Source organism: Citrobacter sp. R56 (assembly GCF_016811995.1).
Classification (GTDB): domain Bacteria; phylum Pseudomonadota; class Gammaproteobacteria; order Enterobacterales; family Enterobacteriaceae; genus Citrobacter_D; species Citrobacter_D enshiensis.
Genome location: NZ_CP069159.1, coordinates 992,890 through 1,011,766, shown reverse-complemented (window position 1 = coordinate 1,011,766; position 18,877 = coordinate 992,890). Strand labels below are relative to the sequence as shown.

16 protein-coding genes are annotated in these 18,877 nt (G+C 54.2%); 2 read left to right on the top strand and 14 right to left on the bottom strand.

Annotation, left to right across the window (positions count from 1 at the left end):
• The first annotated feature begins 1 nt into the window (after position 1).
• Both sitC and sitD read left to right on the top strand, forming a co-directional pair.
• On the top strand, positions 2 to 862 hold the full coding sequence (gene sitC, locus JM656_RS04765) for an iron/manganese ABC transporter permease subunit SitC (RefSeq protein WP_203360232.1): 861 nt from the start codon (positions 2 to 4) through the stop codon (positions 860 to 862).
• Positions 853 to 1,707, top strand: a complete 855-nt coding sequence (gene sitD, locus JM656_RS04760; RefSeq protein WP_203360231.1) for an iron/manganese ABC transporter permease subunit SitD — start codon at positions 853 to 855, stop codon at positions 1,705 to 1,707. The genes sitC and sitD overlap by 10 nt, the downstream gene beginning before the upstream one ends.
• Positions 1,708 to 1,793: 86 nt before the next feature.
• On the opposite strand, the gene tri1 is transcribed toward sitD, so the two are convergent.
• From tri1 to JM656_RS04690, 14 genes are all read right to left on the bottom strand, one after another.
• Positions 1,794 to 2,864 (bottom strand): ADP-ribosylarginine hydrolase Tri1, encoded by a 1,071-nt coding sequence (gene tri1, locus JM656_RS04755; RefSeq protein WP_203360230.1) that lies wholly within the window; start codon positions 2,862 to 2,864, stop codon positions 1,794 to 1,796.
• Entirely contained in the window at positions 2,861 to 3,205 is a 345-nt protein-coding gene (locus tag JM656_RS04750; RefSeq protein ID WP_203360229.1) for an ADP-ribosyltransferase, read from the bottom strand. The genes tri1 and JM656_RS04750 overlap by 4 nt, the downstream gene beginning before the upstream one ends.
• A 278-nt stretch (positions 3,206 to 3,483) precedes the next feature.
• Entirely contained in the window at positions 3,484 to 3,918 is a 435-nt protein-coding gene (locus tag JM656_RS04745) for a hypothetical protein (protein ID WP_203360228.1), read from the bottom strand.
• Positions 3,919 to 4,054: 136 nt separating this feature from the next.
• Positions 4,055 to 5,983: a type VI secretion system Vgr family protein gene (locus tag JM656_RS04740; protein WP_203360227.1), complete on the bottom strand. Its 1,929-nt coding sequence runs from the start codon at positions 5,981 to 5,983 to the stop codon at positions 4,055 to 4,057.
• Between the two features lie 803 nt (positions 5,984 to 6,786).
• Positions 6,787 to 7,233 carry a hypothetical protein gene (locus JM656_RS04735; RefSeq protein ID WP_203360226.1) on the bottom strand — a complete coding sequence of 149 codons (447 nt, stop codon included), beginning with the start codon at positions 7,231 to 7,233 and terminating at the stop codon, positions 6,787 to 6,789.
• A 1-nt stretch (position 7,234) separates the two neighbouring features.
• Positions 7,235 to 7,951, bottom strand: coding sequence for an ankyrin repeat domain-containing protein (locus tag JM656_RS04730; RefSeq protein ID WP_203361220.1), 717 nt, complete (start codon positions 7,949 to 7,951; stop codon positions 7,235 to 7,237).
• 41 nt (positions 7,952 to 7,992) lie between these two features.
• Positions 7,993 to 9,459, bottom strand: coding sequence for a phospholipase (locus JM656_RS04725; RefSeq protein ID WP_203360225.1), 1,467 nt, complete (start codon positions 9,457 to 9,459; stop codon positions 7,993 to 7,995).
• Positions 9,460 to 9,485: 26 nt separating this feature from the next.
• Positions 9,486 to 10,919, bottom strand: a complete 1,434-nt coding sequence (locus JM656_RS04720; protein ID WP_203360224.1) for a serine/threonine-protein kinase — start codon at positions 10,917 to 10,919, stop codon at positions 9,486 to 9,488.
• A gap of 26 nt (positions 10,920 to 10,945) precedes the next feature.
• Complete coding sequence (gene tssH / locus JM656_RS04715; protein WP_203360223.1) at positions 10,946 to 13,561, bottom strand: type VI secretion system ATPase TssH; 2,616 nt, start codon at positions 13,559 to 13,561, stop codon at positions 10,946 to 10,948.
• Between the two features lie 35 nt (positions 13,562 to 13,596).
• Positions 13,597 to 14,640 (bottom strand): type VI secretion system baseplate subunit TssG, encoded by a 1,044-nt coding sequence (tssG, locus tag JM656_RS04710; RefSeq protein ID WP_203360222.1) that lies wholly within the window; start codon positions 14,638 to 14,640, stop codon positions 13,597 to 13,599.
• The gene (gene tssF / locus JM656_RS04705) at positions 14,637 to 16,508 is read right to left on the bottom strand and encodes a type VI secretion system baseplate subunit TssF (RefSeq protein WP_203360221.1); all 1,872 of its coding nucleotides are present in this window, start codon (positions 16,506 to 16,508) and stop codon (positions 14,637 to 14,639) included. Before tssF ends, tssG begins: the two co-directional genes overlap by 4 nt.
• 2 nt (positions 16,509 to 16,510) lie before the next feature.
• Positions 16,511 to 17,074: a type VI secretion system baseplate subunit TssE gene (gene tssE, locus JM656_RS04700; RefSeq protein WP_203360220.1), complete on the bottom strand. Its 564-nt coding sequence runs from the start codon at positions 17,072 to 17,074 to the stop codon at positions 16,511 to 16,513.
• The gene (locus JM656_RS04695; protein WP_203360219.1) at positions 17,067 to 17,879 is read right to left on the bottom strand and encodes a type VI secretion system accessory protein TagJ; all 813 of its coding nucleotides are present in this window, start codon (positions 17,877 to 17,879) and stop codon (positions 17,067 to 17,069) included. The genes tssE and JM656_RS04695 overlap by 8 nt, the downstream gene beginning before the upstream one ends.
• Before the next feature lie 9 nt (positions 17,880 to 17,888).
• Positions 17,889 to 18,863, bottom strand: a complete 975-nt coding sequence (locus JM656_RS04690) for a hypothetical protein (RefSeq protein WP_203360218.1) — start codon at positions 18,861 to 18,863, stop codon at positions 17,889 to 17,891.
• Positions 18,864 to 18,877 lie beyond the last annotated feature (14 nt).

The window sequence follows — 18,877 nt, the reverse complement described above, 5'->3', positions numbered from 1 at the left end:
CATGAACTGGCTTGTGGAACCCTTTGGTTACCAGTACATGCTCAATGCCATGTGGGTGTCAGCGATGGTCGGCGGGCTGTGCGCCTTTCTCTCCTGCTATTTAATGCTCAAAGGCTGGTCGCTGATTGGCGATGCGCTCTCGCACTCTATCGTCCCCGGCGTGGCGGGGGCGTATATGCTGGGATTGCCCTTCTCGCTCGGCGCGTTTCTCTCCGGGGGACTTGCCGCTGGCTGTATGCTGTTTCTCAACCAGCGATCGCGTCTGAAAGAAGATGCCATTATTGGTCTGATCTTCTCATCGTTCTTTGGCATCGGGCTGTTTATGGTTTCGCTCAATCCGATGTCCGTCAACATTCAGACCATTATTCTGGGCAACGTGTTGGCCATCGCGCCGGAAGATATTGTGCAACTCGCCATTATCGGCGCCGTTTCTCTGACGATCCTTCTATTGAAATGGAAGGATCTGATGGTAACCTTTTTCGATGAAAATCATGCCCGTTCCATTGGGCTCAATCCGGGTCGCTTAAAGTTATTGTTCTTCACGCTGCTCTCCGTCTCCACCGTCGCGGCGCTGCAAACGGTCGGCGCGTTTCTGGTTATCTGCCTGGTGGTGACACCCGGCGCAACCGCCTGGCTGTTGACGGACCGTTTCCCTCGCCTGCTCGTCATCGCCGTGGCTATCGGCAGCCTGACCAGCTTTTTTGGCGCCTGGCTCAGCTATTGGTTGGATGGCGCGACGGGCGGCATTATCGTCGTCCTGCAAACCCTGCTGTTCCTGACCGCGTTTGTCTTCGCGCCGAAACATGGCCTGCTGGCAAACCGTCGCCGCGCGCGAATGAACAAGGAGTCCTCATGTTCTTAACCACGTTGCTGGAACCCTTCCAGTTCGACTTTATGCGCAATGCGCTGGCCGTCTCCGCCATTGTCGCTGTGCCCTGCGCACTGCTTTCGGTATTCCTGGTATTGAAAGGCTGGGCGCTGATGGGCGATGCGATGAGTCATGCGGTTTTTCCGGGGATCGTCCTTGCCTGGATGGCCGGCATTCCTCTGGCTATCGGCGCGTTCATCGCCGGATTGTTCTGCGCCGTTGCGACAGGTTATCTCGACGACAACAGCCGTATTAAGCGCGACACCATCATGGGGATTGTCTTTTCCGGCATGTTTGGCGCGGGGCTGGTGCTGTATGTTTCTATCCAGTCGGACGTTCATCTGGACCACATTCTGTTTGGCGACATGCTGGGCGTTTCGCTGACCGATATTTTGCAAACCGCGCTGATTGCGCTGGGGATAGCGCTGGTTATCGGTCTGAAATGGAAGGATTTATTGCTGCATGCGTTTGACCCGAATCAGGCCAGAGCCAGCGGCCTGAACACCACGTTGCTGCATTACGGGCTGCTGTGCATGATCGCCTTGACCATTGTCGCCACGCTAAAATCCGTGGGCATCATTTTGTCGATATCTCTGCTGATTGCCCCAGGCGCGATAGCCATTTTACTCACCCGCCGTTTCGCCCAGGCGCTGATGCTGGCCACCGTGCTTTCGGTCATCACCTCATTTCTGGGCGTTTATCTGTCATTTTTTATCGACAGCGCCCCCGCCCCCACCATCGTCGTGTTATTCACGGTGATTTTTATCATGGCCTTTATATATACAACGATGCGAGACCGGCGCTCTGAAACGTTGCTCGTGAGAAAAAATAACGGTTAAATACCGTTCAATTATCGAAGCAAAATGGCATTCGGTATATTAACTACATGGCACGGAAGAATAACCGGGCCATGTTTGAAACATGATTATAAAAATGTGTCCTCAGGTGCCCTGTCAAACAATTCACCTGCCATTCTGGCAATACGTTCGTGTTGGACAAGTTTGTCCTTCCACTCCTGAGGAATACCGGAATAACCGTACAACGCGCCGGCTATTTGTCCCGCCGTCGCCGCCACGCTATCGGCATCATCGGCAAGATTGGCCGCCAGGAGAATCGCATCCCGGAAATTATCCGTATTCCATACGGCCCACATTGCGGCTTCAAGGGTATCAATAACATAGCCACTAGAGCGAATCTGGTTGCGCGTTTTATGCTTGTATTCACCCGCATTGATGATCATTACACGTGCGCATAGAGGAAAAACATGGGGCGAAAAAGTCTTTTCTTTTTCATAACCATTAATTAAGTAATGCAAGATCAATCCCAGAAACTGACACGAATTAATAGATTCAACTGCACCATGAGTAGCCCGACTCTGTGCCTGAGATTCAAAATAAATCGCGCGCAAAGATTTTCTGCGAAAGATCGATACCGGGGCTTGACGAATAACCCCCGCATTGCCAGCAGTGTTTTTCTCAGTATTACCGCACCAGGATGGTCCGATACGAATATACTGTTCCAGAGCAAAACGCGTTGCATTCCCAATATCAAAACAACGCCCGTTACTGCTGTTTTCGCCTGTTTGATACCATCTCACGAGAAATTTTCTCAGAACATCAGTATGCATTCTATTTTCAGAAAGATAAGTTTCCGCGAGGCACAATGCCATTGACGTATCATCAGTCCATTCACCAGGTTTTAATTGAAAAGGTCCACCGCCGAGCATATCATTTATATATTCGCTATCCCTTTGTTTAAATTCGAGGGTAGTCCCAACAGCATCCCCAACAGCCAGACCCACTAATGCCCCAATCGCTTTATCACGTGAAATAGCTTCAGTTGTGATTAAAGGTAATGTTTCATCCCATGCCTGAAATGAAGTAGCATCATCGACACCATTACCCCGTATACCCTTACGGACATTTACTGGCATAAAGTTACGGTAGCGATCGGCATAATGATTAATCACTGAATCTTCAGTATGAAGATCGATCATGGTATTTCCCTTAATTCTATATTTGTTATCCCAAATTCATCTGACCTGTTGATAACATCAAATGTAGTATTCGGCTTAAAGAGCACTTCAGTTTCGGTTGCATTAAATTCTGATAAGAAATCAATTTTCCTACCCGAAATACCTTCAATGCGCATTTGGATAGGTCCGCTGAACCCTTGGTTAATATCAGTACTAACAAAGGCGGGATCGATAACCGTTTTACCTGGAACATAAGCATCCAAAATATTTGAAGGTAAACTATTCATACCGCGGAATGTCTCTCCTCTATAAGCCGGAAGCTGGTCCAGACCATCATTTATATGCTGAGTAAATACTTCCATTTCATTACGTAGCTATCCCCTTGCAATCTCTAATCGCCAATTAAAACAGTAACACACCAGGTAATAATTATCCCATCCCGTTCTACTTAATACCAGGTGTCATTAATGTATAAATATACATTTGATAAAAAACTCTTATCTTTTCGACAGCAGTGATAACTCATCCCGTACAGTGATAGACCGCTCTCCTAAATTCATTATTTCTCAACAGACTTTATTGCACATTGAGGAAAACTGTATTTTTATCTACATCCATGTTATCACCTCACTCATCACTCTTACTTAAGCCATAGACCTGAAAATATAAGAACGCAACCAAAGGAAACTAAACCTTTTACTATGATAAGTAAGCCTGGTGCAACGATCCCCGACAGGGATGATACTTGTTCATATTTTTCAGGGTTGTACGTTTTATGCCCCTTCATAATCCCGGAAAAAATAGTACAAAGAAGAACCACTGCAACTTTTAAACCCCAAATGCACAAAAATGACATTGAAAAAACAACAGAATAATGTTTAGCCATTACAATTGAAAAAATTGAAAATGATTGCGCCAACCATTTAAATGAAAAGCTAACAATAACAGTTGCAGCCAGTACGACGACAAGCATTAAGCCCGTAGTAATCCACTGTTTTTTAGAGAAGCGATCGTTCCCATTCCAGATAAGTACCAAGGTCAGAACTAAAAATAAAATACAGAAAAACAAATTCATCACATTATTCCTTATTGATACATTTTAATCTCCTATCAGAACTGTAACACGACCCGTTTTAATCATACCATCTCCGCCAGGAGCAGGGATCAGGTTCTTATCAGTCTCTTAATATAATCAGCCTTTCCGGTTACTCTTACTTACTGGCATTAAACACAAAGAAACTGTCCACTTCATGCTGGAGATCGGCCTGATGGGCAGCCCCTGGGGGATCGATAGCATTGCTGCCACCGTTCGGGTTTAAATGCAGTTCGCCAGAAAGCGTATTAATTTGCGCCTGCTGTTTCGCGGTGAAATTGAAGTTATTACCGATAATATTAACGCTGCCATCTTTCGATAATTCAATCGCGCTTTCACCACACTCCAGCCGCAAGGTATTGCCCGCAGAAAGCGTATAGTTGTTCACGGCTTTATCGCTTCGACTTTTTCCTGCCAGACAAATGATATCCCCTTTGATCCCTGCCTGCTGATCTTTGGCTACCCGCAGGGTTTCATTTTCCCCCACATATTGGGTACGGTTTTTTTCTGTCGAATGGGATTCATCATTTTTAACGTTAATGTCCAGATTACGCTCGGCCTGGATCCACACCTGTTCCTCACCCGCCTTATCCTCAAAACGCAAGGCGTTGGCGTTGTCCGCCGCGCCGTCCTTGCTCCGGCTCATGAACCCCATCTGGGTGGCTGCTGCCGGTAGCGCCCACGGCGGCATGCTCGCTTCGTTGTACACGCGACCGGTGATAATCGGGCGGTCCGGATCGCCGTTGATAAAGTCCACCACCACTTCATCACCCACACGCGGAATTTGTACCCCACCGTACCCCTGACCCGCCCAGGCGCTGGAGACTCGCACCCAGCAGGAACTGGTGTCATCGCCTTTCGCGAGGCGGTCCCAGTGGAATTTCACCTTCACCCGGCCGTATTTGTCCGTCCAGATACTCTCCCCCTGTGGCCCCACCACCTTTGCCGTCTGCGGGCCATAGGTGCGCGGCCACGCCGTGGTCTGCGCCGGTCGATACGCCACCGACGACGGGATAACGGTGAAGTCGGTGCGGTGAATAGTTTCCCCCTCTCCGCTCGCGTAGCGGTTCTCTTCAAAGTGGTAACTCGCCGCCGTGGTCAGATACTCACCGTTATCACTGAAAAACGGCGCGTTGCTCAGGGTAAACGTGTGCCCAGGCGCGATGCCAGCGGCCGTCGCCGTGGCCTGTATCTGCTGGTGTTCCACCTGCCAGCGCTCCTGACGGATACGGGCGTAGAACTCGGCGTGACCGTGATCCACAAAACGCCCCGGCCAGTCGTACACGTCAATGCTGCCAGGCTGGGGTGAGGCCGGGTTCTGCTGCGCCTGGAACAGCCACGCGTTCGGTTTGCGGAAGTCGTAGTCGTCCAGGCTGTAAATCCCCGGCGTCACGCTGTCCTCCAGCGCCCACTGGCTGATACCTTCTTCGTCTGTGCTGCCACCCGACGGCGTCTGATGGTAGGGAATAATCTCATAACCACTGAACGGCAGATGTTGCGTCGCAGCGTCGGTGAGCACCAGGGTGTGTTTGTCCGCCTCGTGGCGGAAGTGGAAAGCAATCCCCTCCAGCTCCATCAGGCGGCTGATAAAGTCCAGACTCGACTCCTGATACTGCACGCAGTAGTCCCATACCCGATAGCTGCCGGTCAGTTTATCTTCTACATTGACCTGATGTTCCCCCAGCAGCGTCTTAACAATCTGCGGTACCGTCTGGCCCTGGAAGATACGCAGGTTACGGTCACGCTTCATCGGCCACAGATCCGGCTCCACCGTCAGCTGGTAGACCGCGTAGCGGGTTCCCGTCAGCTCCACGGCGCTGACCGCCACCCGCGTCACCTTGCCGTTGATGTAGCGCGGCGTGAGCAGGCTCTGCGTTGGGAGTGTCACCGTCACTGGTTGTCCAAGCAGTTTACTGCGGTCAATGCGCGCGTCCGTGCCAAGCAGTGTCAGCGTCAGGGCAAACGATTCAGACATCGCCTCGCGGCCGGACAGTTTCCAGAACAGCAGCCCCTCAACCGGGAGCTGGACGGTAATTCGGTTAAGCATAATGTTTATTCCGTAATTGTTTTATGCTGAGAGAGAGTGATAACGAGGAGGTGATTTCTGACAATGTCATTCAAGGCATTCGCCTGTTATCGCCCAATTATTTACAATATCTTTTTTGCTTTTTATCTATTTATGTCCCTGGGTTTTGCTCATGCGGAAGGTTATTTTTACGCCTTACGCCGTTTGTAATAACTATATAATCTGCATTTGGTAAATGCGGCTAGCCTCTATGGGGAATAAGTTAACATCCGTTTTCATAAAACCGTTTTAACTCAGACCCTGGTGGCAAACCAGATCCCATAGAACACAAGTATACAGCCAAACGATCCCAGACATTTTACCAACAACAGTAAACCAGGGCCGTACCTATTAACCAGCGATAATAAAACCGAATAGTTTTTAGCAGTATTATAGTTTTTATGAAAACACATGACTGTATCAAATATAGTACAAAGCATAACAACAGAAAACTTAGAAAATAATATTGCCATAAATGAAGTGGGTATAATTGCGATTATCAACCGCCCGGTATCCTTAGTTATTAAAGGGATATGTTTTGTTATTCCCACCAGGAAAAATACCAGTACAAACGTGCCAATCAGCACCGCGATAAATTTTATCAAAAAAGCGTACCACTCTTTTTTTGTAAAGTGGTCCTTCCCATTCCAGATATAAATTAAAGTGATTGCAACAAATAGAGAAAAGCCCATCCACTTCATTCCACCACCTCCACAATTCATTAATCACCAAACAAAAAACCATTCTCCCGGCCTTAACAACGCCTTCACTACAAAATATAAAATTCATTTATTTGATTTAATCACATATATAAGGGAATAAATTTTCACAACTTCAGATGTAGCGAACAAAAAAATATTAAAAAACATACTTGCAGGTTCTGACAATCCCGCCATTAATGGAAAGACCGAAATCGAACATCGAAGTGAAGTAAAACGAAGCACTTCTTGAATAAATGCAAACCGGACTGCATAACGGTTTTGTGTAAAAAAAAGCCAGGCAGAAATGAACAGTGATACGAATAAGATCACATCAAGAGCAAAAAGCAGTGTAACAATGGTGTTGTAGATACCGTTTCCTGTAACGGTCCCAGTATCACTTATACGACTGAAAGACAAAATATCTGAAATTAGCGGGATCCCACCTTGCCACAGCACATGAACGCAATATATCAAAATAGCCAGCGCATCCATGCCTCCCCAAAAATAAAAAACTTTCGTTTTTAGCTTCATATTATTTCACTGACTCAGGCGGCCATTTCCCTCCACGCTGGATCAGCGTCTCTTTTATTTTGGTCAGCGTTTGATATTGTTCGCTACCTTCTTTTGCGCTATCCAGCAGGCGTTGAAGCAGGCTTCCCATCGTCAAGCCACCGTGGCCTCGAATCTCAGCATCGGCTCCGCGTTCAAGCAATAACAACACATGATCGTATTTGCCAAAATTTAGCGCCTCAATGAGAAGCGTATTACCTAACGAGTCAGTGATATTGATATTGGCTCCCATATCGAGCATCGCCGCCAGAGTCTCGGTATTTTTGGCCTTGATCGTTTCAAAAATGATGGGCTCTTTATACGTTTTATCTTTCGCATCTGGCGATAAACCGCCGTCAAGCAACGCCTTAATCCAGTCACCGCTGTCAGCTTTTAAAACGTATTCCGCCGGACTGCTTTTTCCCGCTGGGCGCGGCTGGAGCGGATCGGCACCTGCCTTAACCAGTACGGTCATCATCTTTAATTGTGTGGGCGTTTTCTTATCGTAGATCGCATTCATGATGGCCCAGAACAGGAGCGTCATATCCTCTTTCCCGGGTTTGTTTAAATCAATTTCTGAAGCCAGTTTAACAACGTCATCGACGTCACCGTGTTCAATCGCATTGGCTAATGTGAGTTGCTGGCCGCTAAAGTAATCCTGCGGATTTAAATCCATATCTTGTTTACACCCCTGAATCATGAACGTAAAACACAGTGCGAAGCAGCCTACTAAAAACGTTTTCACAAGCGACTCCTGATGATTGAGATGTCCTCGTCCTTCTGCTGCTCGATACAGTTAATTGCCTGATCGATCCCATGGCGGTCCAGTGCGCTTCCGGTCCCGCCCGGAAGATCGTGTGCAATCCCGGCCGCGTTAGGGCTGAGGGCAGAGATCTCTTCTTTGAGAATTAATGCCGGTACATGTCCCTTCACCGTTTTTAAATCTTCCCAAAGATTCACTTCCTGAATTTTGGTCAGCAGTTCACCTTCAACACGGTAGGCCTGAATATTGTCCGTGCTTCCCAGCACACTCCCGCCATATTGTTCAACCGTGTCACTGTTAAGCCCCGCAGCGTTGAATGTCCAACCCGCTTTACCACTGGCCATTGACGTTGCAGATGCGAGCCCGCCGCCGAGCGAATGTCCGGCGATATCGATGTTTTGGCCCGAGCTCGCCAAAATATTCCCCATGCCTACTGCATTTCGATAATAGGCAGACTCCATCCCCATGCCCTGTGCGCCATTGTTTGCCCAGTCAGCGCCGTTTTTAACCGGAGCCAATTCCCCTTTGCTCAATAGCGAAGAGACGTTGTCTTTTAATGACGCAAGTCCGGGTTCTCGTGATCCCCTGAACACCAGCGTAGGATTCATATCATTGCCAAAGACGTCAGGATCAGGCTGATAGACACGCGCCAGAAAATCCGGTGACGTTTCATTGTCGTAAAGCATTTTGCTTTTAAGACCAAATTTATTCAGTAACGCACTGTCATTACTAATATCTTTCCACCCTTCCGGCACGTTCGGCGTCGCTTCTAACGGATTAACGGTCTTGTAAACATTCCCCGCGAGCTTCGCTTTTTCCACGGCGATATTATTGGCCGCCAGCCGTTTAGCCGCGATTTGCGCATCCGGGTACAGGCTATTACTGCCCTTAGCGATAAGATCCTTACGCGCCTGCCAGCGTTGTGCCTTCGTCATCTCCTGCAACTGTGCGGCATAGGTTTTGCCCTCTTTGCCCGGCGTCGGTTGGTCCGGCACCTGCGCCGTTTTGGCTTTCACGACCTGCGTTGGCAGCACCGTAGGCTCAGGGCGGGAACCATAGGTTCTCACCATGGTTTCGTATCGGTCGACGATAGTGCTCACCGGATACCAGCCCAGTCCGGTGAGCGAGGCAGGCTGAAGCCTGCCTTTTTCATTGATATAAAAAACTTCCGTCACCGACGACCAGTTACGATGACTTTCATCAATCGCGACGACCCTGCCCATGTCTAAATCCTGCACGATCAGCGTGCGGGTATTTCGCCCCGACTGATACGGATTCGCCCCGGTTATTGAGTGGAGGAGATCGTAGCGCGTGAACAGCGAGCGTAACGAATTATCCGGTACCGACATAATCCACTGTCCGGCAACGGACGGGCGGATGATTTTTGCAAATAACGCGGGCGATACATTCTCGTTAAAAAGGTAGATAAATTTGATGTTGTACATGCGCTCCGTCCTGTAACCAGCTTCGTTTACGGGTTCACCAGCCAGGTGCCAGGTTTCGCGATGTCGAGGATTTGGGCCCGCGTCTTACCGCTTCCCTGCAATTCAATTGTGAATTGTCCTGCCGGGAGTTTGAGAGAGGCATAGCCGTTCGTTGCCGGACGCAGCGCTTTACGCTCGCCGTTTACCCGCAGGTTTTCCCCCTCCAGCATACGGATATAGATCAACGCGACAGGGCTGGCTTCTACTACTGGCGACGAACTGGAGTCCGCAGTGGCAGGCGGCTGAACCTGCGCGGTGGTGGTTTGCTGAGCCGCGACCGGTTCGCTGGTGGCGGTCGCTGTCGGCGTTTCAGCCGGACGGACTTCCGCGGTCTGATTTTCCGTCTCGTGACCGCCGCTAAACAGCATCGCCCCCGTCACAATCCCCACGAGTACGCCTGCGGCGCCAATCACCGGGATCCTGTAACGTCGCCAGTCAAACGCCGTGGTCGATACGCTTTTCTCTTCGACCGGCACCAGCATGGTGCCCGGTTTTTTTGCGCTCAGCACATCATCGATACCCGCGACCGGCATCTCAATAAGCGCGGCAAATTCATCGATAGACTGCGGTCTGTCTTCCATGCGCAGCGCCAGCGCGCGGTCAATAGCCTGCAACAGCGACAGCGAGTATCCCTGTGGCTGCAATTCCACCAGCGGCTTACAGGTATCCTGAATCGAACGCACCACGCTGACCGGCGGCGGTGAGCCCACGATCAGGGTGCGCAAGACGGCGCCGAGAGCGTAAATATCGGTCCACGGCCCCTGCTCGCTTTCGTTATCGTCGGTGTACTGCTCGATCGGCGCAAAACCGGGGCGCAACATGGTTTCCGTCTCGTCGGAGAGATTGCCAATGGTGCGGCGCGCCGAGCCAAAATCGAGCAGCACCGGCAGACCGTTCTCCTGGATCTGAATGTTATCCAGCGAGATATCACGGTGAAGATAGCCCTCGTCGTGGATAGTCTTGATCGCCCCAAACAGCATCGGCAGCATGCGACGGATCCAGGCTTCGTTAATCTGCTCCGGCTTCTCCTCGCGCAAGCGCGAGAGCGTGGTGCCGCTGTAGAACAGCGTGCCCATATACGCGGTGTCGTTCTGCACCCAGAATCGCAGCACGTGCAGCAAGTTGGGATGATTGAAGCGCGCCAGCAAACGGGCTTCCTGAATAAAGCTGTTCAGGCCCGCAGAAAACGCTTTGCTAAATCGCTCGCTGCGCAGCACCAGCGTCATATCATCGCCGCGCAACGCCAGGGAGGCGGGCATAAACTCTTTGATCGCAATAGTGCGTTCGAGCTGATGGTCCCAGGCGCGATAAACGATGCCGAATCCCCCACCGCCAATTACTTCTTTAATTTCAAACTCATTGAAACGGTACCCGACAGGGAGCGCATTGGGGACAGTCCGATTGTTATCATTATCCGTCATCTTTAACAGTTCTCTTGATGATTGCGTTACGCGGCAAACTGACAGTGAAACTCGCCGTGCTCACAGGCGACGTGCAAACGTCGGTACTGCGCGTCGCTGCGGCTGGCGGTAAGTAAAATCTGGCTCATCTGGGGCAGTAAGGTGTTGGTCAAAATAGCGTCCACCATACGTCCGCCGGACTCCACCTCGGTACAGCGCTGAACAATCTGTTCCACGACGCTGTCGTCAAACGTCGAGAGGATAGTGTGATTCTCTTCGAGGCGACGCTGGATGCGTCGAAGTTGCAGGCGAACAATCTGCCCCAGCATCTCGTCGCTGAGCGGGTAATACGGCACCACCAGCAGACGTCCCAGCAGCGCAGGCGGAAACACCTGCAGCAGCGGCTGGCGCAGTGCAGCGCCGAGCGCGTCCGGCTCCGGCATCAGTTCGGGATCGGCGCACATGGCGCCTATCAGATCGGTGCCGACGTTGGAAGTGAGAATAATTATGGTGTTGCGAAAATCGATGTGTCGCCCTTCGCCGTCTTCCATCCAGCCCTTGTCGAAGACCTGGAAGAAAATCTCATGCACGTCCGGATGCGCTTTTTCAATTTCATCCAGCAGCACGACGCTGTAAGGACGACGGCGTACGGCTTCGGTTAACACGCCGCCTTCGCCATAACCCACATAACCCGGAGGCGCACCTTTTAAGGTAGAGACGGTGTGCGCCTCCTGGAATTCGCTCATGTTGATGGTGATGACATTCTGTTCACCGCCATACAGCGACTCCGCCAGTGCCAGCGCGGTTTCCGTTTTCCCCACGCCGGACGGGCCGCAGAGCATAAATACGCCGACCGGTTTGTTCGGATCGTCAAGCTTCGCCCGCGAGGTTTTGACGCGACGGGCAATCAGGTCAAGACCGTGGCGCTGTCCAATCACCCGCTGATTCAGCGTGTCGGCCAGGTTCAGCACCGCGTCGATTTCATTTTTCACCATCCGGCCAAGCGGGATGCCGGTCCAGTCAGACACCACCGCCGCTACCACGTTTTCATCCACCGCCGCGAACAGCAGCGGCGCATCGCCCTGTAACGTTTTCAGCGCCTGCTGCTGCTGGGCAAGCTGGCTGCGCAGTTCAGTCGTCTCGCCATCCCCGGCGGCAAATAACGCGGCGCGCAGGCCAACGATCTCGCTGACCAGGCTGCGTTCTTCATGCCAGCGACGGGTCAGAACGTCGCGCTGCGCTTCGTAGTCATCGCGCGCCGCTTTTAACGCGGCGACGCGTTCAGGCTCGCCCGCGCCGACGCGCGCTTCGCGCGCTGCAATCTCCATTTCCACCTCCAGTGCGGCAAGGTGTCGCAGGCAGTCTTCAAGCTGAGGCGGCGGCGCGCTCTGGCTGACCGCCACGCGGGCGCAGGCGGTATCGAGCAGGGCGACCGCTTTATCCGGCAACTGACGCGCCGGAATGTAGCGGTGTGAGAGCTTCACCGCTGCGCTGACCGCTTCATCAAGAAGTAATACCTGATGATGGGTCTCCAGCGGCGACACGGTACTGCGCAGCATCAGGACGGCTTTCGCCTCGTCCGGCTCGTGCACCTGCACCGTCTGGAAGCGGCGGGTCAGCGCCGGATCTTTCTCAATGTACTTTTTGTATTCCGCCCAGGTGGTGGCGCCAATGGTGCGCAGTTGCCCACGCGCCAGCGCAGGTTTCAGCAGGTTAGCGGCGTCGCCGGTTCCCTGCTGCCCGCCGGCGCCAATCAGGGTGTGGATCTCATCGATAAATAGGATGATCGGCGTCGCGCTCGACTGCACTTCATTGATCAATGCCTGGAGTCGGGCTTCAAATTCGCCTTTCATCCCTGCCCCCGCCTGCAGCATGCCGATATCCAGCAGCCACAGCTGGATGTTTTGCAACGGCTCCGGCACGTCGCCTTCGGCGATACGCCGCGCCAGCCCTTCGACCACCGCCGTTTTACCGACCCCGGCTTCCCCGGTCAGTAGCGGATTGTTCTGCCGGCGGCGCATTAAAATATCGACCATCTGGCGGATCTCTTCATCACGCCCAACCACCGGGTCGATTTTGCCTTCCCTGGCCCGCGACGTCAGATCCTGCCCATACTGGGCCAGGGTCCCCTGGGCGGCAGGCACCGTACCAGCTGGCGCATCAATAGCGGCCGCCGCCTGTTGCGCCTCTTTACTCTGCGCACAAATAGTGTCGAACTGCGCGATCAACACCTCAACGTTGAGACGGCCAAACTGGGCAGAGATGCTCTTCAGCACGTTCGCCAGATTCCAGGTTTTCAGTATGCCGATCAGCAGATGCCCACCACGAATACGGCTGACGCCGAATTTCAACGAGCCATACACCCAGGCGCGTTCAACGGCGCTATCGATATGCTCGGAGAGATCAGAGACCGAGCTTGCCCCGCGCGGCAGCGCATCCAGCGCGGCGACAATATCCCGCGTCAGCTGTTGTTCATCGAGTGAAAAGTGGCGGATCACCTGCTGCAAATCGCCATCCTGCTGTTGCATCAGTTGATGCAGCCAGTGCACCAGCTCAACGTAAGGGTTGCCGCGCAGCTTGCAGAACGCGGTAGCGCTTTCCAGAGAGGTAAATAACAGCGTGTCCAGTTTGCCGAAAAGAACGGCACGGCTGATTTCTGACATGTTCGGTTCCGTTGATAACAATGTTGTAGAAGAAACTACCGCTTTGCGGGATAGAGCAGATCGCCACGCGGTATGGGCTCAGGCTGAATACCCAGCCAGGTGTTGTAGCCTAACCGCCCGTCGCGACCGAGGGTGGCACCCTGCACCGCCTCAGCACGCAGTATCACGCGCGTTTCCCATTCATATTCCAGGCCAGCGTACTGGCGAACCCAGTCGCGCAATGCCGTCACCTGGGCCGTACCGGGCAGGAAGTGGTTGTACTCTTGTGCGCTCAGTGGACCTATCTCGAGACGAAACTTGTGCTGCACGTCGCGTACCGCAATCCCGAGAAATGCAGACTCGCCCATGCGCGGCAGGCGACGCCCTTCGCCCAGTTGCGCCTGTTCACGCCGGGTAAGCGGCATCCACTGCGGCACATTGCTGACCAGCTTCACCGGAACCTTGAAATAGTCGCGCAGGATTTTCTCCAGCCCTTCCGGATCGCGTCCGTGGCGGGTCAGGTGCCCGGCGTGGGTAAAGCGGGCGTGCGGACTGAGGCTGCCTTTTTCCATCTGGCCGGGCTGCCCCATACCGATCAGCGAAGCCAGATAGCCCTCAAAGCGTCTGTTGTCGGCGCGGTCGAGCGAGACGGCAGGCTGCGCATCCGCCCAGGCGCGATAAAACAGCAGCGTCAGGCGGTGGTGAAACAGGTCGGCAAATGCGCTAAGGCTATCGTCCTGATGATGATGAATACGCTCACGGGCATATTCCGTCATATGAACCGGCAGCGGCCCGTTGGGGCCAAACAGGCCGAAGCTCAGGATCGAGACCTCATGCAGGCCTTGATCTTCGCGCTGGCGCACGTGCGCGACCGTCGAGGGCGCAAACCCCATTGACGGCTGCTGACCAATACGTAACGGCTCAAATTTGGGCAGCGGCGCACGTCCCAGCGGGTAACGTTCTCCACCCTGCGCATCAATACGGCGTAACAGTTGAAACAGATCGTAGCGCCACGGTGTCTCCCTGACGTCGCGCCAGAACGCCTCCGGCAGCGGCGTCAGACGATGCACGCGCAGCGGTGCGGGGATCACATCGCTCATATCAGCGCCCTTTTCCCCATTCGCGGCGCCCAGTAACCAATCTCACCGCGCTGCTGGCTTTTCAGAGTGAACTCCGTGAAGCTGTTGATGGAGACCAGGCGGGCAAACAGGCGCTCCAGCACGCTGCCGAAAAGCCACGGACTGGCCCCGGAAAAGGCGCGTTCGTCCACCGTCAGCGTAATGCCGATCCCGCGGGCGAACACCACCGGGCCGGGTTCCGGCACGCGACGGTGTACCGGCTCCAGCACGCAGTGGCGAACACCGTCCACCTGGCGCGCAACCGGCGTTTCCGCCAGGTTTGCATAAAGACCTAACAGCTGACGCAGCGCCGCCGCGCCCTCTTCGTTTTCGCTGTCCATCAGGCTGAGGTAGTTCATCTGTAGCTGGCTGATGAGTCGCCAGGTGCTAAACCCTTCCGCCAGCGCCGGGCGCGGCGGCGTCGGACCGTTTCGCAGGTTCAGGGATTTGACCGGCATGGAGTCAGCCATGATGAATTGCCCCAGCTCCTGCTGCAGCATCAGGGGTAAATCGCGGCTGGTGCACAGGACGTCAGCGGAGATATAGCGCAGGGCGTCCTGCCACGGCGCGTGCCGCTCGTCCACCAGCGAGACAAACACTTCAGAGCCGACATAGCCGGTACGCGTGCCGTAGCGCAGGGCATGCTCAGAGAGTACGCGCTGTTCGCGGCGCAGGGAAAAATAGGCGCCGTAGTTGCCCGCGTCCTGGCTCCAGGTGCTCCAGAACGGACGAAACGTCTGGTCGTCACGCTGACCGTCGGCGCTGCCGTAAATCGCCTTTACCGCGTAGATTTCATAATCCAGCGGGCGGATGTTATCCACCACCAGATGGTATTCGTGCTGGCCTTCGCTGAGCTTCTGGCGCGCTGCCACTTTGGGGAACAGGTTGATGACCGGGGTGCAGTGCATAGCCAGATGGCTGGCATCAACCACCCGCTCCAGTTGCTCATCGGTTTTCCCCAGCAGAATGAAAATATCAAAGGCTTTTTCGCTTTCGCAGCGTTGAATCAGCTTGCCTATCCCGCTCAGGCTAATGAACCGGAAACGCGCCGGAAACGCGAAATACTCCTGCAATAGGCGATACCCGTCAAAGTTGCGCAGATCGTCCGGGAGCAGCGCCTGTTCCGGCTCAAAGCCTTCCTGGCGCAGGCCGTCTGGCGGGAGTACCTGGCGCAATGGCTGCTCACTCAGGGTCTGGCAGACGATGCCGACATGATGCTCCATCACCAGTTCCAGCAGCTTCAGCGCCTCAATGTCCGGGCCGCTGAGGAAAAACGCCAGTCGGTCAAAATCGAGGTGTCCGAGGTTTTGCGGGCCATCGCAGGCGATGCGAATACGCAATGCGCTACAGGCACCGCGCTGGCTCAGGCCAAGTTGCGCCAGCGGCAGATCGGCGGGAATACCGCCCAGCGCCACTTTCTCTATTTTCAGCGGCAGCAGATTGACCTCATGGGCGGTGGTATAGCTGCACGTTACGCCGTTTTTTTTCAGCGCCAGGCTATCCATCATGGTGCCGCGTGGAACCAGAAAACCGTTGCTCAGATCGCCACGACTGCTGTCGGGCTGTAGCTCTGCAATCGCCATTGACGGCGTGGGGGCCAGGTAATTCGGCGCGATCATCTCCAGCATACGCTGGGAAAAGCGTGGAAATTCCGCGTCCATTTTCAGTTGCACGCGCGAGGTCAGAAAGGCGAAGCCTTCCATCAGCCGCTCGATGTAAGGGTCCGCCACGTCAATGCCGCGCATGCCCAACCGACCCGCGACTTTCGGGTAACGTTCGGCAAACTCCGCCCCCATCTCGCGCAGGTAGGCCAGTTCGCGGTTGTAATACTCGAGCAGTTTACTTTCCATGATTACCCCGCGTCTTTGAGTTCAAAATGGCCGTTTTCCAGATCGACATCTGTGCGAAACAGAAACTCCAGCGGATACGGCACACACCACAGTCGCCCTTTTATCTCGATCGATAAAACGTTATGCAGATCCAGCGAGGAGGTGTCAGAGACACAGCGCACCTGTAGCCCCTGGGGCAAAATACGCGGCTCGAAGTGAATGATGGCTTCTGTCAGCTTGCGCTGGATATCGTGCCATTCAATATCCGACATCCGCTTGCCCGCCAGCGGGGCGACGCCAAAGTTCACGACGGAACGACTCACCTGCGGCAACGCGCTCAGGTTGTATGACGAGTCGTGATTGATGGTGTTAAACAGCCACTGCAAATCCCGTAGCACATGGCGACGCAGCGCGGCATGGGTAATCAGGTTGCTGTTGGCCGACTCGCGTTTTTGCTCCGGCGCGTTATCCGTCAGGCGATCCAACAGCGAGGGCTGCATTTTGTCGCGCGCGCCGACGTTTTCCTGCCCGCTACGGGCACGCCAGCCGCTACGCAGCAGATCGCCTTCACCTGCGGGATTACTCATTTGCCGCGTCCGGGGCAAACGTCACGAGGCTCAGCGAAAGCAGCGGATTTTCGCTTTGCTCGCTCAGCCAGGCTTTCTGCCCCTGCCCCAGATAAAGCAGGCCGTCGTTATCCAGCGGTCGCCATTCGGTGGTGCGTGCCAGCTTGACGGCGTCTGCCGCCTCATTGGCAAAAGGATAACGCGCAGGGATCTGGCAGACCTGTTCGCTGCCGTCGGTCAGGCATACCAGCGCGTGGCGCCAGACCAGATCCGTGACGCTGGCGGGCGCCTGAAATTGGATCTTCGCAATGGCGCTAAACGGTAGCCAGAAATAGCGGCCGTTGACGATGGTTTCGCACACGGGACCCAACCGGGCATCGCCGTCCATCAGCCATTCGAAGTCCTGCATCTCTTCATTGTCGAACGCAAGCTGACCCGCGCTCGCCTGTGCCTGTTCCAGCGCCGTCAGACGTAGCGCGTGGGCGTGTTCGCCGCTTTCCGTGAGCGCGGCGGCGAGCGTGGTCAGCCACGGCCACTGTGCGTGTGGCATTGCGGGAGCGGCCATACCTGCCAGTACCTGCGCACGCTGCTGTTCGCCCTGAATGGACTGTTCAAGCAGCGTCACGATGGGTTTCGCCTGAGGCTTCAGCGCCAGCCAGCTCTTAAGCTGGGTCAATGCGCGCGCCCAGTTTCCGCTTAGCGTTAAAAACTGCACGAAGGCGGCTCGCAGGTCGGCGTCTGCGGGTCGGGCTTTGATCTGTGATTCAAGGCGTAGCAGTGCGTCATTAAGCGACTCGCCCGCCAGATGTTGATAAAGCGTATTCATAGCCGCTCCTTAATTCGCCGCGCGCCAGGTGCCAATTGCGGGATCGCGCAGTTGAGGGCGCAGCGTGTCGATCAGGACAATATTGAGAGAAGTCCCTGGGGCAAGCCACGGACTCCAGGTCTGCCTGACCGCTTTAATACGCGCCTGCAGCTTCGCATCGTCGCTGGCCATCTCGCGGGAAATTTCTACCGCCACCGTGCCGTCTATCTTCCAGCCGCCCAGCGCCGGGTCGTAAGGCAGAAGCATCCAGCTCTGGTTGCTGTTTTGGGTGCTGAACACCATGCGTTCTTTATTAACGGAGGTGATCAGCGCCTTTTCCGGATCGACCTTCTCACTCAATCCCATCACCGGGAAACCGTGGATCCAGGTAACGGGCATCTCTTTTTTAGCCCCGTTACGGGTCTGAGAGATGACCGTATGACCACTCAGCCAGCTGCCGTTTTCACAACGGGTGGTGTCCGAGTCCGGAATAAACAGCGCTGGCGCAGAGGTACCGCCCTGCCAGAAAGTACGCAGATGACAGCCATCCTGTAGCGTAAATTCCTGCCACGGCGTGCGGTCTGCGGCAACCGAGTTCGATTCCGGGTTTAGCTCAGGCGGCACGAGTTCGACGCGGGCGGGGGTCGTCTTCTCTTGTTTGACCACCAATGCCCAGTCCTGCGCCTTGCTTGCCGTGCCCCGCGCCAGCGTGACGCCTGCGGGATCGTTCAGTTTCCACGTCAGCTTATCCAGCTTGCCGCACTGGTTTTTCAGCAACGCGCCAAGACGAGGGACAAAGTTTTCGAGGATAGCGACCTCTTTATTGCCGTTCGCCACAATACGCAACGCCACCTCTGACTTACACCAGCTCTGCGGCGTTTTGTCTTTAATGTCGTCGATCCAGATATCCAGCTTTTGCGCAGGCGACTGTACGATGCGGTAGTTTTCAGCCTGCGCGGTGGTAGCCACCGCCAGAAGCGCCAAACCCGATAGCCAAATTTTCATATCAATCCTTGTAT